The organism is Bacillus sp. FSL W8-0920 (assembly GCF_038593215.1).
GTDB classification, from domain to species: domain Bacteria; phylum Bacillota; class Bacilli; order Bacillales; family Bacillaceae; genus Bacillus; species Bacillus pumilus.
On record NZ_CP151974.1, the window covers coordinates 762664 to 787766 of the forward strand.

Below are 25103 nucleotides of genomic sequence, written 5' to 3' on the forward strand. Positions count from 1 at the left end.
TCCTTTTTATGATTCATTCCATTTGGAGATGGTTTGATCGCTAGGTAGTAAGAATGCAAGGATGCCTAATATCGGTAAAAAGGCGACTCCGATCATGGTAGGCGTTAAACCGAAGGCATCAATGAATGAGCCTAGAGCGACCGATCCGATTGCACCCATACCAAACGCAAGTCCAACCGTTAAACCAGACATTGTGCCAATTTTCCCGGGAAATAGTTCTTGAGCATAAACGACTGTGACAGAGAAGCTTGACGTCAGAATGACTCCAATCAGTCCAAGTAAAACATAGGCAAAAACAGGCCCGGCAAATGGCAGCAGCAAGGCAAGTGGAAAGGATGCCAATAAGGAAATTAAAATCACCGTTTTCTTGCCGAAGCGGTCTGCAAGCGGCCCGCCTAAAAATGTCCCAATTGCACCTAGAATGAGAAATAAGAAAATATAAGTCTGTGATTCTTTAATCGTCAATCCATATTGTTCAATCGCATAAAACGCATAGAAATTTGATATCGCATTTCCATACCAAGAGCGGGCAAAGATGAGAAAGACGATAATGCCAAGTGCTGTGAGTGCTGACTTACGGTGAAGTTCAGATCTTGCAGCTTTTGCTGGAGCTTTTTTCGCTTGAGCTCGAATGGTTTGAAGTCTTCCTGCGTACCATCTTGAAATATAAAGAAGGAAACCGACAGCCATCATTCCAACAATCGTAAACCAAGCCACGCCTGGCTGACCGAGAGGGACGAGCATTAAAGCAGCGATTAGCGGAGCAAAGGCTTGACCTGTATTTCCGCCTACTTGATAGATAGATTGTGCAAGTCCTCGTCTTGGACCAGCTGCCATGTTGGCAACGCGGGAGCCCTCTGGATGAAAAATGGCAGAGCCGAGTCCGATAAAGACAACGCAAAGCAAAATGGTGGCAAAGGAAGGCGCAAACGCAAGCCCGAATATACCGACAGCACTAGAAAATAAAGCAACCGGGAGTGCATAAGGCATCGGCCTTTTATCTGTGTACCACCCAATAGCGGGCTGCATCACGGAGGAGACCATATTTAATGTAAAGGCAATCAGCCCTAATTGTGTAAAGGTCAGCCCCATTGAGCGTTCTAAAATAGGGAACATGGCAGGAATAACGGCTTGCAAAGTGTCATTGAGCATATGGCAAATGCCAATAATCAATAAAATGGGATAAACCGTTGATCCAGTGACAGAATTTTGAGGTTTATCCTTTGTACGAGCAGCAATAGCCAATGAGACTTCCTCCTTTCATTCAACTGTTTTCTATTTTGCATTCTTCTCATTTTATTCATAAGGTGAACTATAAAACAATAGCAAATTGTCATGATTTAGAAAAAAGAGACACAAGCGCTTGTGTCTCTAAATGGTTATTTATAAAAAGTTGCGATGACAGGCTTCATTTTTTGAATAACGAGTCCACTACCACCGCGATTTTTTACACCTTCAATCATGCCGACGAGGACGTAATCTTCTTTTTTAGGATTAAAAGCAAGTAAAAATCCATTTTCAGAACCGTCTGTCGCTCCTTGTTTGCTTTTCAGCTCTGCCGTTCCTGTTTTAGCGGCAATATCAGCTCCTTCAATTTGTAAGGAGTGAGCTGTACCGTTTGGACTCGTCACGACCTGAGTGAGCGCGTTTTTCACTGTATTTGCCGAGTCTTCTTTGATGATTTGTTTTGGTGATGCTGTTTTCTCATCTTGAACGACTCGAGGATAGACAAGCTTGCCTCCTGTTGCAAATGGAGAATAGGCATGTAATTGTTCAATCGGTGACATGAGTAATTCGCCTTGACCATATGCTGAGTCAGCAAGTAAGATGTCCGATTGAATGCCGTCGTTTGATACTTGTGCTGGTTTCATTGTAAATGGCATGTGCAAATCTTCGCCAAACCCAAATGCTTTCACTTTTTTCTCATAGGTGTCTTTGCCAATTTCCAGTGCTTCCTGTCCGAAGTAAATATTATCTGAGTACACGAGGGCATCAACCATATTTACGTTTTCTTTATCGTGAACTCGTGTAATTCGATAATTGCCCCAAGATTGATCCTTTTGCCATTTCAGTCCATGGATGGTGCGTACTTTATTAGGCTTTGTGACACCTGTTTCCAGCCCGATGGCTGCTGTAATGGTTTTGAATGTAGACCCTGGTGCATACCGGCTCGCATACCGGGCTTGGAATGGGAGATCTGGGTTTTCACTGTATGCCTGATATTGCTTAGGTGTGATCCCATTTGTCATAAGATTGACATCATAGGAAGGGGCGCTGACAAGCGCTAATAGATCCCCCGATGATGGATTCATGATCGTGACGGCCCCTTTTTCACCTTTCAGCTGTTCATAGGCTTTTTTCTGTAAAGAGGCATCAATGGTCAGCTTCACTGTTTTTCCATCTTGTCGATCTGACTTTTGCAATGTTTCTTCAATGCCTGTTTCATCATGGACGATCAAAATGCTTCCGCCATCTTGTCCGCGCAAGTTTTTGTCAAATGTGAATTCAAGACCGGTTTTGCCAATGATTTGATCAGCTTTTAATGCCGGATTTCTTTTGATATCATCTGCATTTGCTTTCCCGACATAGCCGGTGAGATGGGCGGCGGCTTCGTTATAAGGATAGTAACGCATTTCCTTCGATTGATAGGTGACGCCTTTTATATCCTTTGGAATCGGCTTCTGTTCTAACATTGATTTGAGCGGGACAAACGTGTCGTCTGTGACCCATGCTTGTTTCAGCTGATTGTCGATTAGTTCTTCATCTAAATCAAACGCCTTGCTGATTTTTTTGATATTGCGTTCTTTTTCTTCCCCTGTGCCAAGCTTTCCTGGGATGATGCCAAGTGCGCTTCCACCAGTTGTTTCTGCTAGGGTACGCCCTTTTCGATCGACGATGTTTCCACGGACAGCAGGGTCTGATTTGACCTTGATGGTATCTCCCTTCTCCATTTGCGGGAAGATGAGATTTGGCTTCCAGTCGACTTTCCATTTGTCATCTTCTTCTGAGAGAACGCCCTTGTAAGAAAGCTTTTGCAGCTTGCCCAATGACGTTTTCATTGTCACATCATAGGAAAATTGATACCCATTTCCTTTGTCCTGTTTTTCGACGTTGAGCTTTGATATGTTCAGATCATAAGCACCAATTCCGTTAAAGATATTGTCGTATTTTTCGGCTAGTTGTTTTTTTGAGAAGTCATTGGCTTTCAAAGACGCACTTGTTACCTCATCAGCCAGCCTTGTAAAGTCTTTCTTCTCCATTTGTTTCGTAAAGGATTGAGCCGCTTTTAAAGCTTCTTTTTCTTTTGAAAAAAGAGAATCTTTTAAGAAAAAGAAAGCGGCAGCAACTACGATGATACTAAGAATGGGGATCATGACTTTTTTCTGTTTCCAAAATGATTTTCGTTGATCCGTATACAATGAAAACACCTCAATTTTTGATTAGATCCTCTATATTTTACAGTGATTGGTCGTGATTTGTATAGTTTCTCCTATGAAAATAGACCAAGGCACGATGTCATGGTTTTGGGAAAGGGACGAAAATGATAGCTTGTTTCTATGAAAGATATCTTCATTTTTTCTTATGATTTAAAGGATTTCTTAAGAGATCATCGAATGTGAAAAAATAGAAAAATATACAAACGCTTTCAATAGGGGGGAATTGTTATCGTTTATAAAAAGGTGAATGTGATTGGACTTGTTCTTGGACCGGCACTCTTCTTGCTCATTCTTTTTCTCATACCTGAAAATGAATTGACCTATGCTGCGAGGGTAGTCTTGGGCATTACCGCTTGGACGGCTACATGGTGGGTGACAGAAGCACTGCCCATACCTGCAACATCTTTATTGCCCATCATCCTACTGCCGACACTTGGCGGGCTTTCTATGGAACAGACATCAAGAGCTTATGGAGATCCGATCGTTTTTATGTACATGGGAGGATTTATGATTGCAATTGCCATTGAAAAATGGAATCTGCATAGAAGAATGGCCTTACACATTTTAAAGGTGATTGGCACACGAAGCGACCGCATTGTATTAGGTGTCATGATCGCGACTGCTTTTTTATCTATGTGGATTTCAAATGCAGCGACAGCCCTGATGATGCTTCCGGTGGCACTGGCTGTGATTAAAGAGGTCAAGGCTAATGACATCTTAGCTGGTCCATCTCTTGAGCGATTCAGTAAAAGCATTTTATTGTCGGTTGCGTATTCAGCGTCAATTGGTGGTTTGGCAACACTTGTTGGGTCTGTGCCAAATGCTGTGTTTGCTGCAATGTCAAAAAAGCTATTAGATCGGGAAATTATGTTTTTTGAGTGGTTTTTGTTTGGTTTTCCTGTTGCGATGATTCTGCTCATTCTCTTATTTCTGTATTTGACCAAGGTACAGTTCAAAGTAGAGCACACAGGTGAAATGAGTGTAACGTTCATTCGAAAGGGATTAGAGAATTTAGGGAAAATGAAACAAGAGGAGAAATGGGTGTTTGGTGTTTTTCTTATGACGGCGTTTTTGTGGATTTTTAAGCTCTTTTTGTTTGGAGGGATCACCGTATCTGATACATCTATCGCCATTTTCGGTGCCATGCTGTTATTTCTCATTCCAGCAACAAACGGAGAGAGAATATTAGAATGGCAGGATATGAAACAGCTACCATGGGGGCTGTTGCTTTTGTTTGGAGGTGGGCTTTCACTCGCTACGGGCTTTGCAGAAACCAATCTAACAGGATGGATCGGGGAAAATCTACAGCATTTAAATGGGCTTTCGTATATCATGCTATTAATCATTTTAACGGGAGCGATTTTGTTTATGACTGAAATTATGTCAAATACAGCTGTTGCCAATATGATTATTCCGATTACGGTAGGGCTTGGGCTTGCGATTGGCATCGAGCCCTATGGGTTAATGGCTGCGGCTGCTTTGGCTTCCTCATGTGCGTTTATGCTGCCGATTTCCACACCGCCAAATGCCGCTGTCTTTAGTGCGGACGTGCTGAAAATATCTGATATGGTCAGGGCAGGCTTTTGGTTAAATATCATGAGTATTGTGGTGATTGTCCTTGCGGTGTATTTCTGGCTCCCGATTGTGCTTAAAAGTTGAGCGGGTTAAGATGATGGCTTTGATCGAATCGAGACTGTCGGTGTTTTTGTTTCTTTTGGCTTCGGTGGAGGTGCTGATTTTTTGATGTGCGTGTCCTTTGGCGTATAATAGGTTGCCCCAATATTGAGCCTGCCTTGAAGCTGATCAATGGAAAGCTCCCCAAACTCTAAATGGTAATCAATTTTGTCCACATGCAGGGATTCGATATGAATGTGTGTATCCTCTGAGACAGGAGAAGCTGGTGCGGACATTTTTTGCTCGAGAGCGGTGAGCCTTTTCTCCAGCTCGGTGACAGAGGGGGATGGACTGGATTCAGTTTTTTTAAAGAGTGATAGAATGAAATGTTTCAAGTAGACCACAACCTTTTCTTCTGCCTTGATCTAGTCTATGGAAAAGCTGTGAGATATATACTTATAGAGATGACAAGAAAGGGGAGACGCACATGCTGCCTACTCAGATTCACATTGCTCATATGAAAACGAATTCGATTGGCACAGGATCATCTATGACGTTTGGCTCGACGTTTGTTCGCAATCATTGCAGTACGATCAAAAGGAACAATGGCTTTGGGGAACAGAATGCTGATGGCGTGATCACGATCCTTCCGATTGAATCGATTGATGATCGTGATCAAATCGACGCCGTGAGTATCAATATTCGTCATCTATGATAATAGCAGTCGCTTTTCCTTCATCCTTTTGCAGCCTGATATAAAGTACACCGTCTTTAAAGGCCGCATTCATTTGTCCAAGAATCATTTCTGGAAGCCGGATTTTCTTTTCAAACGGACCATACTTCCCCTGCTTTTGGCGAAAATCCTGCTCATTAAAAAAGGAAAGACGCTGTCCTTTCACAACCAAATATTCACCATATGATAACACTTGTACATCTTCCTTTCGGTAGCCAGGTAAATAAATTAAGTACTGAATTTCTGTCGCGGTTTCCACCATGTCGATTGGTGGAAACGACGCGTCTGGGCCGCGCTGATCCTGCTGAGTGAATGTAAAGGGAGATGGACCATTTGCCATAAAGGGAGATCTTTGCTCATCATCGAAGATCATTTTCCAAAAATCATCCCCATGCATTTGCTGGGCAATATCCATCCACTGCTTCATTTTTTCGAAGTCCATGTGAAGACCTCCTGTTAACATACTTGATGGGTGCTTGCATATACCTATAAAAAGGAGGTTTATCTGTGGTTCAACCAACTCCGTATATCAATATTAATATTTTCATGTTAAAAATTAATTCCTTTGAAAATGCATCGGCGGTGAATGTCGGACAAAATTTGTTAGCAGAGTGGCAAAACTCAGATAAAAAAAATCAGGGGTACGGACAAAATTTTGGAGATGCGAGCGGTTTTGTCGGGACAAAAAGCCATGTAGATGATCGAGATCAAGTGGACTCACCTGCCTCTTTTTCACCAGCAGCTAAACCCATTCAAAGGAAGTGACGTGTGATGTTATTCTCACCCTCAGTCGTCAATGTCGGTGCTTTTAAAATCAATGCAATGGATCGGGGTGCATCACTGACGCTAGGTCCTTATCAGCAGATCGATTATTTTCTCTCAATGAAATTGAACCAAGGATTTGGAGAGGACAATGGAGATTGTTCACCGCTTGTCATACCGATTTCAAGCGTGTTAGATCCAGATATGGTGGACTCAAATTCAGTCAAAAACAGCGTGGTTTAAGCAAAAAAAAGAGACCGGGAATCCCGTGTCTCTTTTCTAATTTGTTTCATTCAGATGGCTTTTTCGTCTTGCATAGGTGAAATAGACAACGACACCAATGGCCACCCAGATCAGGAAGGCTCTCCATGTCTCCCATTTCAGTGTAGCAGCCAATATCATACAAATGACCGCACTAATAATGGGAAGGTAAGGTACAAAAGGTACTTTAAAAGCTGTCTTCATATTCGGATGTTTTTTCCGTAGTACGATCACAGCGATAGAGATCACCGTAAAGGCTGCAAGTGTACCGATGCTGACTAAATTCGCTAGCGTAGATAAGTTAACGAATCCAACGATACATGCCGCAACAGCACCTGTGAGCCAAGTGTTGGCAACCGGTGTTTTCGATTTTGGATGAACGTTTGAAAAGATTTTCGGCATGAGTCCATCTCGGCTCATGGCAAAGGTTAAGCGAACTTGAGCATAAACAAGTGCAATTAACACTGTCGTAATCCCGATAATAGCACCTGCGGATATAATGCCCGCCACACTATTCAGGCCAACAACTTGAAGAGCAAATGCGACAGGGTCACTGACATTCAGCTTCGTATAGTGAACCATGCCTGTTAAGACGAATGAAACACCAATGTATAAAATCGTACAAACACCGAGCGCACCGATGATTCCGATTGGCATCGCCTTTTGAGGATTTTTGACTTCTTCAGACGCATTAGCGATTGCATCAAATCCAAGGTAAGCAAAAAAGACAGTCGCCGCTCCAGCAATCACGCCGTGAAAGCCCATCGGCATAAAAGGTGTCCAGTTTTCAGGTTTGACGTAAGCAAAGCCAGAAATGATAAAGAGAAGGACGATGGCAATTTTAATCAGCACAATGATGTTATTCAGCTTCGTGCTTTCTTTGACGCCTCTTGAGACGATAAAGGTGATGAGCAAAATAATGAGTGCGCCTGGAAGGTTAAAGACGGCTCCATCAGCGGCTCCAGGTGCAGCTGATAATGCCTTCGGTATGTGCAGACCGAATCCACTGAGCAGTGATTGAAAATAGGACGACCATCCGCTTGCTACAGCAGAGAGCGCAATGACATATTCAAGCATGAGATCCCAGCCCATTAAGAAGGCGAGAAATTCCCCAAGTGTTGCGTAGGAATACGTATAGACGCTTCCTGACACAGGAATGGACGAGGAGAATTCAGCGTAGCAAAAAGCAGCAAGGGCGCATGCGATCGCAGCTAAAATAAAAGATATAATAATCGCAGGTCCCGCATCTTTCGCAGCAGCAACCCCCGTAATCACAAAGATACCAGTCCCGACCACGCAGCCAATGCCAAGCAAGATTAAATCAAACGTATTTAACGATCGGCTGAGCCGCTTCGTTTGACTTTCAAGCATGAGCTGGTCGAGAGACTTTTTTCGAAATAAAGAACTCATGTTGACCTCCTAATGGATAAATCTTTTCGTAAGACGAGTGTTAGTATATGCTTAAATGATAATTTAGTCAATTGGTTGGAGAACGCTTTAAATCACTAAAGTATTAAACGCCACAATCGAATTTGTGCTTAAAAAGAGACATCCGCCAAGAGATGGAAGGCGGATGTGGCGATAGATAGTCTATGTCTATTTAGTAAATATTTTTTCATTATACAGCACACTTGGATGAGTGGGGTTATGGGCGGCGGAGGCAAGGTGATGTGTTTTGGCTTTCTCCAAATTGCCGAGCTGATAATAACAATAGCAAAGCTGAAGGTGAGGATACCACGTTTTATACTGTGTGAGTGTGAAGGCTGCTTCGTTTTCAGGAGCCTTCAGCGCCTGCTCATACCAAAAGATCGCTGCCTGATGTTTATTTTGAATTTTTAGATGATCCCCGATCCGGCAGCAAAATTCTGGCCGAGGCTGATCATATAAGAAAGAACGTAATAATGAGGATAAAGCCGCTTCCTCGAAACCTACCGCATAATAGCAGTCGGCTAAATATTGGCATGCGCGAATTTCATCCTCAATCCAGCACTGTTTTGTCGCTAAAAATTCATGATAAAAACGAATCGCTCTGACATGCTGCTTGTTATCTCTTAATTCATTGGCAAAGTAAAAGAGATCACGGGGTGTCATGTTCTCTCCCTTTGCCAGCATATCTTCATAAATTCGCAAGTTGCGCCCAGGCTCACCAGCGGTTGTTTTCTTACGCTTTTGGTGTGTGACGGCGATATCGGCTGGAAAGATGTTGCCATACACTTGAAGATACTCATGAACGGCTCCGTACCATTGAAAGTTTAAGGCACGCTTCACTAGGCGATTTCTTCTATATTTAAAATTCACCCGACCGTCTTCATCAAATCCCACATGATAAAACATCGAGACGGCATCTACCGAAGGATCGAGTGTCTCTTTGAGCTGAAGAAATTTTTGACGGTCTTCTTCTAGCAGAACATCGTCTGCATCAAGCCATAAAATATACTCTTTCGTTGCACGTGAGAAAGCGAAATTGCGGGCTTTGGCAAAATGCTGAACCCATTCGAAATCAAGTACCTGTGCTGAAAAGGAGTGAGCAATCTCCTTCGTACGATCTGTTGAACCTGTATCAACGATGATCATCTCATCGACAATGTCTTGAACAGAGGAGAGGCAGTCCGCTAACACCTCCTCTTCATTTTTCACGATCATACATAAGCTAATGGTTACCATCTTTAGATCACCTCTTCATAGTGTATCGAGCAGCAAAAGGAAACATTCTTTTCAGCAGCAGGTTTTTTAAAACTAGTTTTCTGCTACTGGCTGATTTAGAATAAAGGAAGAATCTATGTAAGGGCTGATAAAAATGAGTTTATTGAATGTTGAAGGATTATATAAAACCTATGGCGAGAAAACGCTGTTTGATCATATTTCTTTTCATATAGAACCAAAGGAACGCATCGGATTGATTGGACCAAACGGAACAGGAAAGTCAACGCTCCTAAAGGTCATTGCAGGACTTGAATCGTTTGAGGAGGGTGACATCACGAAGGCAGGGACACTTGATATCGAATTTCTTGAGCAGGACCCTGAAATGAACGGGGATGAAACGATTCTCGATTACATTTTTTCTGGAACAGCACCCATGATTCAAACGATGAAGGCATATGAACAGGCACTCGCTGATTTAGAGCATGATCCGCAAAATGAAGCAAAACAAGAGGCGCTCATGCGCATGCAAAATCGAATGGATCAGGAAGACGCATGGGATGCGAACCTGTCAGCCAAAACGATTTTGACAAAGCTTGGCGTCAAAGATGTGAGCCGTTCTGTTCATGCCTTATCAGGCGGACAGAAAAAGCGTGTCGCGATTGCTAAAAATTTAATTCAGCCTGCGGGATTGCTGATTTTAGATGAGCCAACCAACCATCTCGATAATGCAACGATTGAATGGCTCGAAGGATATTTGAGTCAATACAGCGGTGCTGTCATTCTGGTGACGCATGATCGTTATTTCCTCAACCGGGTGGCCAATCGGATTTACGAATTGAATCAAGGACAGCTTTATACGTATAAAGGAAATTATGAAGTCTTTTTAGAAAAAAGAGCGGAACGAGAAGCAGAGGCTCAGGTGAAAGAAACGAAGCGTCAAAACTTACTCAGACGCGAGCTTGCATGGCTGAGAAGAGGGGCAAAAGCAAGAACGACGAAGCAGAAAGCACGCATTGGCAGAGCCGAAGAGCTGATGGATCAAAAAGGGCCTGATGCGAAGGGAGAGCTGGATTTCGCCATCGGTTCCCATCGCCTAGGAAAACAAGTCATAGAGGCAGAAGACTTATCGATTTCCTTTGCTGGCCAGAACCTTGTGGAGCGGTTTACAGACTTAGTCGTGCCGGGCGACCGGATTGGATTTATCGGACCGAATGGAGTCGGAAAAACGACGCTACTCAACTGTCTCGCGGGTAAAATTGAACCGACTTCAGGACAATTGACAATTGGACAAACCGTTCGTATTGGCTATTACACGCAGGATCACAAGGAAATGGATGAAGAGCTGACGATCATTGAATACATCAAGGAAACAGCTGAAATCGTTAAGACATCTGATGGCGCCATAGTGACAGCAGAGCAAATGCTGGAACGGTTCCTATTCCCAAGATCCATGCAGCGGACGTTTATTCGCAAACTGTCAGGGGGAGAACGCCGCAGACTGTATTTACTGAAAGTCTTAATGGAAGAACCGAATGTTCTCTTTCTAGATGAGCCGACGAACGATCTTGATACGGAGACACTTAGCATTTTAGAGGATTATTTAGAACAGTTCCCTGGCGTTGTCATGACCGTATCGCATGATCGTTATTTCTTAGACCGAGTGGTTCACCGTCTGCTTGTCTTTGAAGGAAATGGCCGCATTTCACACTACCAAGGTGCTTACAGCGATTACATGGAGCAAGAAAAAGAGGCGAAGCGGACAGAGACAAAGCCTGCTGAGAAACAAGTAGAAGCGGCGCCTAAAAAGAGAAAAAAACTTTCTTATAAAGATCAGCTTGAATGGGACGGAATTGAAGACCGGATTCAGGCATTAGAGGAAAAACATCAGCAGCTTGAAGCCAGCATTGCAGAAGCAGGCAGTGATTTTGGGAAAATTCAAGAGCTGATGGACGAACAAAAAGCCGTTGCTGAAGAACTAGAACAAGCAATGGACCGCTGGACAGAACTGTCGATCATGATTGAGGAATTAGAGGGTTAATCCTAATATGAAACCTGTAGAACATTCTACAGGTTTTTTTGCTTTACATCAAAACATGAGAGAATCAAGAACTTAAACATTTACGTTTACGTTAAGGTTATAAAGGTGTATAATAAATCATGAATTGATGAGCAGGAGGCACTGGCAATGGAATGGATGAAAATTGATCAAGTGGCGAAAAGAAGCGGGCTGACGAAACGGACGATTCGTTTCTATGAAGAGATTGGTTTATTATCAGCACCAAAGCGGACAGAGGGCGGTGTCAGACTGTACTCAGAGGACGACATGGAAGAACTAGAGAAAGTAATGCAGGCAAAAGAGGTACTCGGCTTTTCTTTACAAGAGCTTCAATCGTTTATGGAAATAGGAAAGCAGTTAGAGCTAAATAAAGAAGGCTATTTGCTGTCGCTTGATCCGAAGGAACGATTAGAGAAGCTGTTAGATATGGATGCGCAGCTGACTGTGCAGCATCAATTGATTACAAAAAAGCTTGAAACGATTCAATCCTTTAAAAAGGATCTTGAAACGATGAAAGATAAAGCGGCTCATGCAATTGAGCAATTACAAAAATAAACACCTCTGTGTGTTTATTTTATTTTGTCAACATTTGAAGGAAAGGTTCTGATGGAATGAAGGAAGAAGAAGTGTTAAAACAGCGTACAAGTCTGCTTAGACAGCCGAAGGCCGTCTGGGCTGTTGCCTTTGCATGTGTGATTTCATTTATGGGGATAGGACTTGTGGACCCGATTTTGCCGGCCATTGCATCACAATTAGATGCATCTCCAAGTCAGGTCTCTCTTTTATTTACGAGCTACTTACTTGTGACCGGCTTTGTGATGTTTTTTACCGGCTTTCTCTCTAGCCGGATTGGTGCGAAATGGACGTTATTAATCGGACTTATTTTTATTATTGTCTTTTCTGCTTTAGGCGGTACCTCTTCAACGATTAACGAATTAATCGGCTTTAGAGGCGGATGGGGCATCGGGAATGCCTTATTCATTTCAACGGCTCTCTCTGTCATTGTTGGCGTGTCTGTTGGAGGAAGTGCGAAGGCCATTATTTTATACGAGGCTGCACTAGGTCTTGGGATTTCGGTTGGACCACTGCTTGGCGGAGAGCTTGGGACGATCTCTTGGCGCGGACCATTCTTTGGCGTTGCGGTATTAATGCTTGTTGCTCTTTTAGCCATTACGTTTATGCTTCCACCGATGCAAAAACCTCAGAAAAAGGTGAAATTATTCGAGGCTGTCGGGGCGTTAAAATATAAAGGGCTTTTAACGATGGCATCTGCCGCTTTCTTATACAATTTTGGTTTCTTTGTGCTTTTAGCATATTCGCCATTTGTGCTTCATCTGGATGAGCATGGTCTTGGTTATGTCTTTTTTGGATGGGGACTATTTTTAGCTGTGACATCCGTCTTCTCAGCGCCGGTCATTCATCGCAAGCTTGGGACATTGACTTCTCTTGTGGTTCTGTTTGCTTCGTTTGCTGTGATTTTATTCGGTATTGGGATCTGGACTTCACATGTAGTCGTCGTCATCTGCGGAATTGTGATTGCTGGGGGTATTCTTGGCATGATCAATACTGTGCTCACGACCGCTGTGATGGGATCAGCACCGGTTGAGCGTTCCATTGCTTCATCCTCTTACAGTGCTGTACGGTTTATTGGGGGCGCGATTGCTCCTTGGATTGCCGGCGTACTTGCTGAATCTTATACAGCAAGCACCCCTTACTATGTTGGGGCGGCTGTCGTTCTGTTAGGCATGATCATCCTGCTGATTGGTCGTAAGCATCTCATCAATATTCAAGCAGGTCATTAAATAGAAAAAACCATATATCTGCATCAGATATATGGCTCAGCTTGTAGACAAACCCTCGCATTCTTTGTCAGGACTGCGTTCCGGTGCTCACGAATGTTCAATTCGCTCCACTCCGGTACTCGTCCTTCCTAGACTTCAAAGGTTTTCTATCATGCTGAAAAGAAGACAAAGGGCTAAAATAAAGATCATTTTAGCCCTTTGTCAACAATCTGAAGCCTATAATACTTTGGTCGTCCAAGATTCGCAATTCCAAGTTTCAGTGGCTACATCTTGATAAAATTCAGGTTCGTGAGAGATCAATAAGACGCTCCCTTTGTATTCCTTTAATGCACGTTTTAGTTCTTCTTTTGCATCGACATCCAAGTGATTGGTCGGCTCATCGAGAACAAGTAAGTTGGTTTCTTCGTTGATCAGCTTGCAAAGACGGACCTTTGCTTTTTCTCCTCCGCTTAATACAGACACGCGGCTTTCAATATGCTTTGTCGTTAATCCGCATTTTGCAAGAGCGGCTCTCACTTCATATTGCGTGTAAGAAGGGAAGGTGCCCCATACCTCTTCAATACAGGTGTTGCTGTTTTGCTCTTTTACTTCTTGCTCAAAGTAGCCAATATGAAGGAATTCTCCGCGTTCCACCTCACCCGAAATTGGCGAGATTTCTCCAAGGAGACTTCGCAGCAATGTCGTTTTTCCGATCCCGTTAGCGCCGTATAACGCAATTTTTTGCCCGCGTTCCATTTTCAGATTTAATGGACGAGAGAGCGGTTCATCATAACCAATGACCAAATCTTTTGTTTCAAAAATCAATTTCCCAGAAGTCCGTGCCGTCTTAAAGTGGAATTCAGGCTTTGGCTTTTCTGCTGCGAGTTCAATCATATCCATTTTATCCAGCTTCTTCTGACGGGACATGGCCATATTTCTTGTGCTGACACGTGCTTTGTTTCTTGCAACAAAGTCCTTTAATTCAGCGACTTCCTGCTGCTGCCTTTTATAAGCTGCTTCAAGCTGCTGCTTTTTGACTTCATACACTTGTTTAAATTGATCATAATCACCAACATAGCGCGTGAGCTCTTGATTTTCAACATGATAGATCAAGTTAATGACGCTGTTTAAAAACGGAATATCATGTGAAATGAGGATAAACGCATTTTCATATTCCTGTAAATAGCGCTTCAGCCACTCAATATGCTGCTCATCTAAATAGTTGGTCGGCTCATCGAGAAGGAGAATTTCTGGCTTCTCTAACAGCAATTTCGCAAGCAATACTTTTGTACGCTGCCCGCCGCTCAGCTCCGTCACATCACGGTCTAGCCCGAGATCCGTTAACCCAAGACCTCTGGCTATTTCTTCAACCTTGGAATCAATGATATAGAAATCATTGTTTGTGAGCGCATCTTGAATAACGCCCACTTCCTCTAACAGCTTTTCCAGCTCATCAGGATCGGCTTCACCCATTTTGCCGTAAATGTCATTCATCGCTGCTTCCATGGAAAATAAATAGTGGAATGCATCCTGAAGGACTTCGCGGATCGTTCTTCCCTTTTCTAGCACAGTGTGCTGATCAAGGTAGCCAACACGGACATTTTTTGCCCATTCGACTTTTCCTGCATCTGGCTCCAGCTTACCAGTAATAATATTCATAAACGTTGACTTTCCTTCACCGTTGGCGCCAATTAAGCCGACATGCTCGCCTTTTAATAAACGGAAGGAGACTTCGTGAAAAATGGCTCTGTCGCCAAAGCCATGGCTTAAATCTTTAACAGATAATATCATTTTTTACACCTCAAATAGATTCAAAACGGCTAGTGCCTCTCATGATTATATCGAACTGTCCGGCTCGATAAAAGCATCAAAAGAAAAATTGCGTTTCAAAGCTGATTTTGAGATACTAAAGGATAGATTGAATGAGGATAAAGGAGATCGACATGATAGAAAATTGGGCATTTTTGAAAGAAGCAAAGCCATTTATACAAGAGAACTTCCAAGCGGCTGGCTTTGAAAAACCAACAGCTATACAAGAAAAAACAGCAGAATGGATTACGGAGAAGCGTGATGTGATTGCAGAATCGCCTACGGGAACGGGGAAGACACTGGCGTATGTGTTGCCGCTTTTAAATAAAATCGATGTGAATATCAAGCACCCGCAAGTCTTAATCTTGGCACCTTCAAGAGAGCTTGTGATGCAAATTTTTGATGTCGTTCAAGAGTTCAAACAAGGATCAGACATCAAAGCGATCTCCTTGATTGGTGGAGCGAACATTAAAAAGCAGCAGGAAAAACTAAAGAAACACCCGAACATCGTTGTCGCAACACCTGGCCGTGTACAAGAATTAATCAAAATCAAGAAACTAAAAATGCACGAAGTCAAAACAATCGTGCTAGATGAAGCAGATCAGCTTCTTGTGCCAGAGCATATGAAAACGATCCAAGCGATCATTAAATCCACATTAAAAGAAAGACAAATTCTTTGTTTCTCTGCGACCTTAAAAGACGAAACGGTCCAACTGATTAAAGAAATGACGTCTGAACCAGAAGTATTGAAAATTGCTAGAAGTGAGGAAGAAGCGCAGAAAGTAGGACACTATTATCTGTTATGTGACCAGCGTGACAAAGTGAAACTACTGCAAAAGCTATCACGGCTTGAGGACATGCAGGCGCTCGTTTTTGTGCGTGATATTACGAATTTAAGCATTTATGCAGAGAAATTAGCATATCACCATGTCGACCTCGGTGTCCTTCATAGTGAAGCGAAAAAAGCAGAGCGAGCTATCATCTTAAAGGAATTTGAACAGCGTGAATTCCCGCTTCTTCTTGCAACAGATATCGCAGCAAGAGGGATCGATATTGACGATCTGCCTTACGTGATCCATGCCGACCTGCCAAACGAAGAAGGCTATATCCACCGTTCAGGCAGAACCGGTCGCGCAGGAAAAGAAGGGGCTGTCATCAGCCTAGTCACACCTCCAGAGCATACAACGCTCAAAAAAATGGCGAAAAAGCTGAATCTTTCGCTTCAGGAAATTGTTTATAAGCAAGGCCAGCTGCATCTTGAGCCAAAGCAAGCATAGAAAAAGGACCCTTCCACATGGAGGGTCCTTTCTTTTTATGAAATTTTGACAAGCTGTTTTCCGACATTTTCCCCTTTGAATAGTCCGAGGAATGCATCAGGAATGTTGTCAAAGCCTTCAATGATTGTTTCTTTGTAAGTCAGTTTGTCTTCTTTTACCCATTGTGCGAGATCTCTTGCTGCTTCTTCAAAACGATCTGAATAGTTGGCAACAATGAAGCCTTGCATCAATGCGCTTGTTTTGATGAGTTTTGTTTGCACACGCGGTCCGATGTCCTCGCTTGCGCTAATGTTATAAGACGAAATCGCGCCGCACACTGGAATACGTGCGAAGCGGTTCAAATAATTCATCACAGCATCAGATATTTCGCCGCCTACATTGTCAAAATACACATCGACGCCGTTAGGGCATGCCTTTGCAATAGCATCATCTAAGTCATTTGTTGTTTTATAATTAATCGTTTCATCAAAACCCAGTTCTTTTAAATAAGCCAGCTTATCATCAGATCCCGCAATCCCAACGACGTGAGCGCCTTTGATCTTAGCAATTTGCCCAACAACGGAACCAACAGCACCTGCGGCCCCAGAAATGACAACGGTCTCGCCTTCTTTTGGCTGACCAATCGCAAGAAGACCGAAATAAGCGGTTTGTCCTGGCATGCCTAAAATGCCTAAATAATAGGACAATGGCGCAATGGATGGATCAATTTTAGTCAGAGATTCAGCTTTGGCTGTAGAATATTCTTGCCAGCCAAGGAATCCAAGAACAAAATCACCTTTTTCAAATTGAGACGATTTAGACTCGACAACTTCTCCGACAACACCGCCCTGAATCACTTCATTTAGCTTGAATGGAGGTGTATAGGATTTTGTATCCTGCATTCGTCCTCTCATATAAGGATCTACAGAAACATATTTCGTTTGAATCAAGACTTCACCATCTTGTGGCACAGGTATGTCGACTGTTTCAAAATGAAAAACATCTTTTGTAGGTAATCCTTGTGGACGTTTGGCTAATTGAATTTGCTTTTGTTGACTCATGTCAAATCCTCCCTTTCACTTGCAACCTAGATTTACATTAACATGATGCTTCTTTTCATTCAAAACATACGGTCTATTTCAAGCACATACAAAAAAGCAGCCGCCATCTCAGAGATGAGGACTACTTTTTTGGAAGTCAACAGAGAGGAGCGGTGGCAGACAGCCAAACAGCTGATACACGTCCGCATCACGTTCTTTTAATAAATATTCGTTCGCATTTTGCATGGAGGCTTTCATCATATCGCGCGTCACAAAAGGAAAAAGGATATTCAAGTATGAGGACAACAGGTCTTGTGGATCTTGTTCAATTGACTCGATATCTCCAATGTTAATAATGATGGAAAAGAGATAATCAATGGAGATGCGAAAGTGCTGTTCAGCAAACAATGTAAGCGGCTTTGCTTTTGCTTCTTCAGGATTCCACTTTTGAAAAAGCTGTTTCACCAAATCACTGACAACCCAAGCATTAAACTGCTGCTCCGCTGAAAAGTAATACATCAGCTCTACCTCATTTCTAGCCTCCAGTATAAGAATTGTACACCAAAATAGCAGGGATGAACATAATATTTCTGAAAATTTAGTCATTTTTACAGGGTTTTTGTCAAAAATAAGTCAATAGGCATGGCTAGTACACAATGTAAAATGGATGTGCTCAAGGAAGGTTTAATGATAAAAGTGACGGGTAAAAGATTCGTAAGACGCTAAAGGAGGAATATAAAATGAAACCTGTTGTAAGAGAGTATTCAAATGATGAAACACTTCAAAGAGATGTAGAGCAATTAAAATCACTCGGTGTTGCAAGAGAGGACATTTATGTTCTGTCCCATGACGATGATCGTACAGAGCGTATTGCTGGAAACGCAGATGCCAATACGATAGGTCCAAGAGAAGTTGGACTGAAACATGCTGTTGGGAACATCTTTAGTAAAAAGGGCGATGAGCTCCGAAATAAAATCCATGAAATTGGTTTCTCTAAAGAAGAAGCTGAAACATTTGAAGAACATTTAGACGAAGGGAAAGTCCTTCTCTTTGTGACAGACCATGAAAAAGTGAAAACTTGGGCATAATCGCCAACTGAAAAAAGTCTCTTACTTTCGTAAGGGGCTTTTTTTCATGCCTTCATCTCTGAAGGAGAGGATGCATCTTTTTCCCTATATTAAGAAAAAACAGCAGATTGGAATAAACAGTAAATCATCTAATTGAAAATGCAGATATACCAAAGAAAATGATAGGAAATGAGAAAGGAATAGTCAAAATATCACAAAAATCTATTCGGGAAATAATTATTGTATCTTTCAATTTTGTTTCAAAATGTAATGGGAATCTTGTGTAATTTAGTAGATAAATTTCTTAGTTCTATTGGTTTATGTTGTGTTTTTATGTAGAAATAAGTGTTTTGAGGTCAAAAAACCACGAAAAATACCTGTATTTTCAATTAGAAAATTCATTTTAATGTTTAGGAAATAATTTGTTGACAAAATAATCTAAAAACAATATATTTGGCTTATTCCAGTTGTTATGGAAGTAGTTGTTAAATTTCTGATGGGTTTATTCTAGGCACACTCTAGTGATAGGTGGTGGCATAAAACCAAGGTAAAAGCACTCGGGAAATTTCTACTAAAACACAAGAAAATGGTTTTTTACATGAAGAAGAAATGATAGTCGATTTAAACAGTAGATGATCTTTCTAATATGATCACTTTGCAAGAGATAATTAAAAGACGTCGTATTCCTGCACAATAGAGAAAGCGTTTTCAAGAAAGGCAGTGAGTTGATCGAACGGTGAAGGAGGTGAACTCATATGAAAAAAAGAGAGAACAAGCTGAGGCGCTGCAGCTGTCAAATGGCTGCATATGAGGATGCATGCTGAAAAAGAAGAGTGAACATGTGGGATGCTTCTCTCCTTTTTCAGAAAATAGATTTCCTAAAAAATCCATCTTTCATTTTAACATAAGGTGTTTGGCTTGAAAATGACCTTTGCCCGGAAAGTCGATTTTAAATAGAAGGAGGTCCTGTGATGAAAAAGGCTTTATACCATGAAGACAGTGGGTTGTATCTAGAAAAAATGCGAATGGCATTTCAAGAACATTATGAGAAAAGAACAGATATGTGGTCTACTGATCCATCTTTAACAGATGCAGCCGTGGTGTCACTAAAGGCATGGCGTTCAAGGGAAAAGAATGCACTTGCTTCTGTGCTGGATATCGGGTGCGGGAACGGCCGGGCACTTGAACATTTAAGCGGGCTTTCCGCATATGTCGGCATCGACCTGTATGAGCATGAGGAGTGGGTAGGATTACAGAAAAGAGAAACGGTTCCTGTCCATTTTGTTCATCAAGATTTTATGTCCTGGTCGATGGGCCAGGGTCGAGGGATGCAGTTTGATTTAATTTTAGATCATGGCTGCTTTCATCACCAGCACCCTGATGATCATGAGCGTTATTTAATACAGGTTTCCTCTTTGCTTCATGAAGGCGGCGTCTTCTCACTTGTTGTATGGGGAGAAGAGTGGAGAACAGGATTAATCGGAGAGGATGGCCGTTTCCACTTTTCGTTTTCAGACTCTCAGCTTGGAGAAAGAATTTGTTCATCAGGTCTGGAGCTTGTATCGATTACACCATTAAAAGCAAAAGCCGGCATTAGCCAGCATCATGTCATTGCCGTCAAAATCTAGTACAAAGGTGAACACTCAAACGTAGCAGAGGTGTTCATTCTAAGAAACAGCCTGTGCACAACATGTAAGGGAAAGGCGTTATGAACCAAGAATTCTGCTCCTTTGTACTGGAAAAGACCTAGATTGACATATCGCTAGAATAGGTGGAATCAAGGTCTGAAGGATAAGAGGAAACGCACATCCATGTTCTTTTAAGCTATTAGTGCGGACACATATTCATCACCATCACTGCGCTACGTGAGTCGATTTGGGTGCAGCGATGAATAGGGGGGAGACAAATGAACAAGTTTGTAGATGAATTACAATCAATGATTCATCATTTTACCTTTCAAGAAAAAAACTATTTGCTCGTGGGCCCAGTGAACCTGCCAATCTCCATTCAACATGAAGAAGTGCCATTTAAATGGTATGCCTTCGCACCTGTTGAAGGGGAGACAAAACCAACGATCGAATCTATTGTCCAAATGAGTACCGCGCAGCAAACCTTTTCCTCTTGTCTCTTATTTGGCGACTTTGAAAATGAGGTGCCGCCGCTTGTGCGAATTCATAGTGTCTGCCAAACAGGGGATGTGTTTGGGTCACTAAAATGTGACTGCGGTCCACAGCTTGCGTTATCGCTGAAGAAAATCACCGATTACGGAAAAGGCATGCTCGTCTATATGGCCAATCAAGAAGGGCGGTCAATTGGGCTGATGGCGAAAGCATTGACGTATAAATTACAGGAAATGCAGCTGGATACTTTTGAAGCCAACCGCCTGATTGGCTGCGGAGATGATGACCGGATTTACGAGGAGGCAGCGGCTGTTCTGCACTATTTAAACAAAGGGAAACCAATGCATCTCCTAACGAACAATCCAGATAAAGTCGATTCCATTGCTGCCTACGGTCTTCCTGTTTTGCGGTTTGATCATACGGTCGAAGCCTCTCTCTATAATGAAGCCTATTTAAAAGCAAAAGCAGCCTCAGGGCATATGGTCGATGAGAAAAAATTAATTAATCAGTAGATGAGTTTACTTTAAAGAAGGCGGGAGAAAAGCGTGAAACCTGAAATCAATTGGATTCAAATCCCAAGCGGCTATGCAACAATCGGAAGTAATGAAGAAGATATGAAAAAGGCATCAGAATTCTGGAAGGACAAGCTTCTCAATCCAACTTACGGCCGTGAGAAAAAATTTCAAAAATGGCTGTATAAAGAATTTCCATCCTATCAGTCGTATATCAATGAATTTTTCATTTCAGATACGGTCGTCACCAATGAATGGTATCAAAGCTATTGTGATGAAACAGGCCAGTCGTACCCAGAGAGCTTAACGAATCAAGAGCTTGGCGGCGGGAAAGATCATCCGGCGTGGGGCATGGAGATCGAGGAAGCCTTCTCATTCTGTCAGTGGCTGAGCGGAAAACTCGGGATAGACGTGTCGATTCCTACTGAAGAAGAATGGGAATATGCTGCCCGGGGTAACACGAGAAATCAATACCCGTGGGGAGATGAGTTTGACCCTTCTTCCTGTAATACGTACGAATCAAATATCGAAAAAACGACGCCTGTCCGCCATTACGAAAAGGGCAGATCCTTATTCGGTCTTTATGATATGGGGGGCAACGTCGAGGAATGGGTCAACACCAAATATCATGTGTACGAAGGCGGCATTGAGGTCGTAGATGATTTAACGGAAACGCTTGGCAGTGATTACTACATTTTAAAAGGCGGCTCCTTTGCAAGAGGCGGAGATTTATGCAGAGTCGCCAGAAGACACGGAAAGCACCCAGACCCTGTTTTTCGATTTACTGGCTTTCGTGTAATGACTCGTCAAAAACAACATATAAAGGTGGGAGTGTAAAACTATGCATAGAGGACCAATTACATCTGTTTTATCAACTCAGCAGGACCAAATTGTTTACACTGGCGGCTATGACCGCTGTATTTATCAGTGGAACCGGGCGACAGGAGAAGGAACGTTTATTGGAAGTCACGAGCATATCATTAACTCTTTATCTCTTTCTGAAAACGGAAAGTATTTAGCGAGTGCATCGTCAGACTATACCATTCAATTGTTTGATACAGGTACTCATACTCGAATTCGCACCCTGTTTGGTCATGCGGATGATGTAGAAGCCGTTGCTTTTGCGAAGCAGGATACGTTGCTTGTATCGGTGTCTAGAGATAGAAGATGCTTAGTCTGGGATATCGAAACAGGAGCCATCCTAAGAGAATTTCATGGACATAGCAAAGATGTATTAGCTGTATGGATACATGGCGATAAAGCTTATACAACAGGTGATGATGGCTATGTTCTTGTATGGCTGTATGATACAGGTGAAATTGTAGGGGAAATCGGTCCGTTTGATTATGAGCTGGACACAATCAGCGGCAGCAATCAAAAAGAAGTGTTCGCACTTGGCAGAGACGATGGCACCGTTATTATTTATGATGCGGTGACTTTACAGGAGAAAAAAATCATCAAAGCTCATTTACAGGGCGTCAAGCGTGTGAACTTTTCTCCAAGCGGCAATTACTTGCTGACAGCAGGCTATGACCATTTAATTAAGCTGTGGAATTACGAAACAGGGGATTTGGTTGATACTCTTCTCCCTCATAAATATCAGTGGGAGCGCTCGCTTGTCTGGACGGAGGATGAGAAATCCATCCTAGGAGCCAGCTTTGGAAAAACGTATTGTGAATGGTCTATTGAAAAGGGGAAAGTGGTATCAGATGAGATCGAAATGGCGACACCATCTATTAATGATATTGCACTGACTGATGCGGGAGATATCATCACAGCATCAGATGACGGAAAATTCAGAAAGAATGGGATTGAAATCGCTAAATCGACAGGCGTTTTAACAAATGGAGTGGCTGTCGCACGAGATGGAAGCTATTATGCTTGGGGAGATCATGCAAGTCAGGTGCATATTGTTCATGAATCATTACAGCAAATGGTTTCGTTTGATCTCAATACAGGGCCGGTCAACAGTGTGTATTTCCACGAGGAGGATCGGCAATTCTATATTGGAACTTACGGCGGCTATGTACATGTCATTTCGACGGAGCATTTAAAGGAAGTTGGCCGTTCCAAAGCACACGATTGTGCTGTGAAAGCACTAAAAGTAGAAGGAGATCATATCATCACAGCTGCGGTAGAAGGAACCATCTGTCTTTTAGATAAGAAGAGCTTGTCTTTAAAAGCGAAATATATCGGGGCGACTGAGCTATTAAATGACGTATTCATTGATAGCAAAAGAGATCGTATTGCCATTGTCAGCCGTGACAAGAATGTGAGATTGTTTGATTTGCATACAGGAAGAATTTTAGACCAGCATAATGAACACCAGTATTCGATTAAATCGGTCTCTGTCACAGACTCTGGCTATATTGTGAGCGGAGATTATTGGGGCTATATCGTTGTGTGGAATCCAGAGCTCGGGGTCAATACTGGCCCAATTAGAATTGCAAAGAATGGAATTAGTGCCATCAGACAATTAGGCAATGATGTATACGCAAGCTCGTATGATGGTGGGATTTATCATATTCGAGAAGATGGCACGTATACCGAAGTACTGCGCTTATTTGAACAATTTCCAAAAGAAGTAATCTCTCATTAAGAAAAAGAATGTAAGCGGGGGATTCTCATGATAAGTGTTTGCAAGGAACATATGAAAAAAGGTCTGACTGTACTCAATTGTCCGCATGTGCTCCTCATTAATAAATATGAATGTCGCAAATGCTGTTTTTGTAAACAACGAGCATCATATAAACTTTTTTATTCCTTGCCTTACTATGATCGTTCTGAAAAGAAACGGATGGAAAAAATATGAGAATAGAACTCCTTCATTTCCTGAAGGAGTTCTTTCCCTTGAAAGAGAAGAAAGGAGACTCACATGAAAGACGATGTGTTTTATATGAAACTGGCGATTGCCAACGCAAAGGCAATGAAAGGGCAAACCTCCCCAAATCCGCTTGTCGGTGCAGTCATTGTGCAGCAAGGTGAAATTGTTGGAATGGGTGCTCACATGAAGGCGGGCGAACCTCATGCTGAAATTCATGCACTGCACATGGCAGGAGAAAAGGCAGAAGGAGCTCATCTGTATGTAACGCTCGAACCTTGTTCGCATCATGGGAAAACGGGTCCTTGCACAGAAGCGATTATCAAAAGTGGTGTGAAACGAGTAGTCATTGCGACGCAAGATCCGAATCCGCTTGTAGCAGGGAAAGGGATTACCGTGTTGAAACAAGCAGGGATCGAAGTAGATGAAGGAATATGTAAACAGGAGGCGGATCGCTTAAATGTGCCTTTTTTCCATTTCATTCAATCAGACCTTCCCTACGTCATCTTAAAATCAGCCATTTCATTAGATGGGAAAATTGCCACAGCTCAACTTGAAAGCAAATGGATCACAGGAACAGAAGCGAGGCAAGAAGTGCAGCAATTGCGCCAAGAAGCAGATGCTGTGATAACAGGTGTCGAAACGATTATTCAAGATGATGCAGGTCTTATTGTGAAAGATTCAATCATGACCCAGCCCATTCGTGTCATTTTAGATTCCACATTAAGAATTCCGCTTCATGCCAAAAGCTTAACAGATCACATGGCGGAAACCATTATTTGTACATCACAAAACTACGATCAAAAAAAGTATCATCAGCTGATACAAAAAGGACATCAAGTATTTGTCACAAGCGGAGAACATCGGACAGATCTTCAGGATGTGTTACACATGTTGAAGAAGCGCTCTGTGATGTCAGTGCTTGTTGAGGCAGGAGGCAGTGTGAGTGCGTCATTTTTAGAAGCATCATTTGTGAACGAAGCCGTTATCTATATGGCGCCTTTATTGATCGGAGGGAAAGACGCACCTACTTTCTTTGAAGGAGAGGGTGTGAAAAAACTAAAAGAGGCGATCCGTCCAGCGGATATTGAATATAGTATGGTAGGAAAAGATTTAAAAATGACGATGAGATTTCAATGAAACAAAGACCTTGTGTATGGAGCGCAAGGTCTTCTCAACTTTTCCAAATAA

23 protein-coding genes are annotated in these 25103 nt (G+C 42.4%); 14 read left to right on the forward strand and 9 right to left on the reverse strand.

From position 1 onward, the window contains the following. Positions 1-6: 6 nt before the first annotated feature. Together NSS78_RS03650 and NSS78_RS03655 are read right to left on the reverse strand one after the other, a co-directional pair. Complete coding sequence (locus NSS78_RS03650; RefSeq protein WP_003214287.1) at positions 7-1245, reverse strand: MFS transporter; 1239 nt, start codon at positions 1243-1245, stop codon at positions 7-9. A 134-nt stretch (positions 1246-1379) separates the two neighbouring features. Continuing rightward, entirely contained in the window at positions 1380-3419 is a 2040-nt protein-coding gene (locus NSS78_RS03655) for a penicillin-binding transpeptidase domain-containing protein (protein WP_342468295.1), read from the reverse strand. Between the two features lie 261 nt (positions 3420-3680). Between NSS78_RS03655 and NSS78_RS03660 the strand changes: the two genes are divergently transcribed. Continuing rightward, positions 3681-5096 carry a DASS family sodium-coupled anion symporter gene (locus NSS78_RS03660; protein WP_226804755.1) on the forward strand — a complete coding sequence of 472 codons (1416 nt, stop codon included), beginning with the start codon at positions 3681-3683 and terminating at the stop codon, positions 5094-5096. Positions 5097-5101: 5 nt separating this feature from the next. Here NSS78_RS03660 and NSS78_RS03665 read toward each other — a convergent pair whose 3' ends face one another. Continuing rightward, entirely contained in the window at positions 5102-5455 is a 354-nt protein-coding gene (locus NSS78_RS03665) for a hypothetical protein (protein ID WP_137055410.1), read from the reverse strand. Positions 5456-5538: 83 nt separating this feature from the next. Here NSS78_RS03665 and NSS78_RS03670 point away from each other — a divergent pair, with 83 nt between their 5' ends. Next, positions 5539-5766: a hypothetical protein gene (locus NSS78_RS03670; RefSeq protein ID WP_050945766.1), complete on the forward strand. Its 228-nt coding sequence runs from the start codon at positions 5539-5541 to the stop codon at positions 5764-5766. On the opposite strand, the gene NSS78_RS03675 is transcribed toward NSS78_RS03670, so the two are convergent. After that, a complete protein-coding gene (locus NSS78_RS03675) occupies positions 5747-6226 on the reverse strand; it encodes an Hsp20/alpha crystallin family protein (RefSeq protein WP_137055408.1) in 480 nt (159 codons plus the stop codon). The genes NSS78_RS03670 and NSS78_RS03675 overlap by 20 nt on opposite strands. A 65-nt stretch (positions 6227-6291) precedes the next feature. Between NSS78_RS03675 and NSS78_RS03680 the strand changes: the two genes are divergently transcribed. Together NSS78_RS03680 and NSS78_RS03685 are read left to right on the forward strand one after the other, a co-directional pair. Further along, positions 6292-6549: a hypothetical protein gene (locus NSS78_RS03680; protein WP_003213975.1), complete on the forward strand. Its 258-nt coding sequence runs from the start codon at positions 6292-6294 to the stop codon at positions 6547-6549. A gap of 6 nt (positions 6550-6555) precedes the next feature. Continuing rightward, on the forward strand, positions 6556-6789 hold the full coding sequence (locus tag NSS78_RS03685) for a hypothetical protein (protein ID WP_024424583.1): 234 nt from the start codon (positions 6556-6558) through the stop codon (positions 6787-6789). A gap of 36 nt (positions 6790-6825) precedes the next feature. Here the strand turns inward: NSS78_RS03685 and NSS78_RS03690 are convergent, their stop codons facing one another. Together NSS78_RS03690 and NSS78_RS03695 are read right to left on the reverse strand one after the other, a co-directional pair. Next, the gene (locus NSS78_RS03690; protein WP_050945768.1) at positions 6826-8217 is read right to left on the reverse strand and encodes an amino acid permease; all 1392 of its coding nucleotides are present in this window, start codon (positions 8215-8217) and stop codon (positions 6826-6828) included. A 186-nt stretch (positions 8218-8403) separates the two neighbouring features. Further along, positions 8404-9471 carry a glycosyltransferase family 2 protein gene (locus tag NSS78_RS03695; protein WP_003214241.1) on the reverse strand — a complete coding sequence of 356 codons (1068 nt, stop codon included), beginning with the start codon at positions 9469-9471 and terminating at the stop codon, positions 8404-8406. A gap of 133 nt (positions 9472-9604) precedes the next feature. On the opposite strand from NSS78_RS03695, the gene NSS78_RS03700 reads away from it, so the two are divergent. The 3 genes from NSS78_RS03700 (at position 9605) to NSS78_RS03710 (ending at position 13308) form a co-directional block, all read left to right on the forward strand. After that, positions 9605-11488 (forward strand): ABC-F family ATP-binding cassette domain-containing protein, encoded by a 1884-nt coding sequence (locus tag NSS78_RS03700; RefSeq protein ID WP_050945769.1) that lies wholly within the window; start codon positions 9605-9607, stop codon positions 11486-11488. 147 nt (positions 11489-11635) lie between these two features. After that, positions 11636-12061: a MerR family transcriptional regulator gene (locus tag NSS78_RS03705; protein WP_003213966.1), complete on the forward strand. Its 426-nt coding sequence runs from the start codon at positions 11636-11638 to the stop codon at positions 12059-12061. 56 nt (positions 12062-12117) lie between these two features. Further along, complete coding sequence (locus NSS78_RS03710; protein ID WP_003214465.1) at positions 12118-13308, forward strand: MFS transporter; 1191 nt, start codon at positions 12118-12120, stop codon at positions 13306-13308. A gap of 216 nt (positions 13309-13524) precedes the next feature. On the opposite strand, the gene NSS78_RS03715 is transcribed toward NSS78_RS03710, so the two are convergent. Then, the gene (locus NSS78_RS03715; RefSeq protein ID WP_044141251.1) at positions 13525-15078 is read right to left on the reverse strand and encodes an ABC-F family ATP-binding cassette domain-containing protein; all 1554 of its coding nucleotides are present in this window, start codon (positions 15076-15078) and stop codon (positions 13525-13527) included. A gap of 152 nt (positions 15079-15230) precedes the next feature. Between NSS78_RS03715 and NSS78_RS03720 the strand changes: the two genes are divergently transcribed. Continuing rightward, entirely contained in the window at positions 15231-16373 is a 1143-nt protein-coding gene (locus NSS78_RS03720; protein ID WP_342468296.1) for a DEAD/DEAH box helicase, read from the forward strand. Positions 16374-16408: 35 nt separating this feature from the next. On the opposite strand, the gene NSS78_RS03725 is transcribed toward NSS78_RS03720, so the two are convergent. Next, positions 16409-17413: an NADP-dependent oxidoreductase gene (locus NSS78_RS03725; protein WP_050945772.1), complete on the reverse strand. Its 1005-nt coding sequence runs from the start codon at positions 17411-17413 to the stop codon at positions 16409-16411. A gap of 108 nt (positions 17414-17521) precedes the next feature. Further along, a complete protein-coding gene (locus NSS78_RS03730; protein WP_003214189.1) occupies positions 17522-17911 on the reverse strand; it encodes a YfmB family protein in 390 nt (129 codons plus the stop codon). 221 nt (positions 17912-18132) lie between these two features. On the opposite strand from NSS78_RS03730, the gene NSS78_RS03735 reads away from it, so the two are divergent. The 6 genes from NSS78_RS03735 (at position 18133) to ribD (ending at position 25052) form a co-directional block, all read left to right on the forward strand. Further along, the gene (locus NSS78_RS03735) at positions 18133-18480 is read left to right on the forward strand and encodes a general stress protein (RefSeq protein WP_003214326.1); all 348 of its coding nucleotides are present in this window, start codon (positions 18133-18135) and stop codon (positions 18478-18480) included. 950 nt (positions 18481-19430) lie between these two features. Then, complete coding sequence (locus tag NSS78_RS03740) at positions 19431-20087, forward strand: methyltransferase domain-containing protein (protein WP_342468297.1); 657 nt, start codon at positions 19431-19433, stop codon at positions 20085-20087. Positions 20088-20365: 278 nt separating this feature from the next. Continuing rightward, positions 20366-21091, forward strand: coding sequence for a GTP cyclohydrolase II (locus tag NSS78_RS03745; RefSeq protein ID WP_212046299.1), 726 nt, complete (start codon positions 20366-20368; stop codon positions 21089-21091). Positions 21092-21124: 33 nt separating this feature from the next. Beyond that, positions 21125-21928, forward strand: coding sequence for an SUMF1/EgtB/PvdO family nonheme iron enzyme (locus NSS78_RS03750; RefSeq protein ID WP_050945774.1), 804 nt, complete (start codon positions 21125-21127; stop codon positions 21926-21928). 4 nt (positions 21929-21932) lie between these two features. Beyond that, positions 21933-23690, forward strand: coding sequence for a WD40 repeat domain-containing protein (locus tag NSS78_RS03755; RefSeq protein ID WP_335365538.1), 1758 nt, complete (start codon positions 21933-21935; stop codon positions 23688-23690). A gap of 276 nt (positions 23691-23966) precedes the next feature. Beyond that, entirely contained in the window at positions 23967-25052 is a 1086-nt protein-coding gene (gene ribD, locus NSS78_RS03760) for a bifunctional diaminohydroxyphosphoribosylaminopyrimidine deaminase/5-amino-6-(5-phosphoribosylamino)uracil reductase RibD (RefSeq protein WP_268458218.1), read from the forward strand. Positions 25053-25103: the final 51 nt, after the last annotated feature.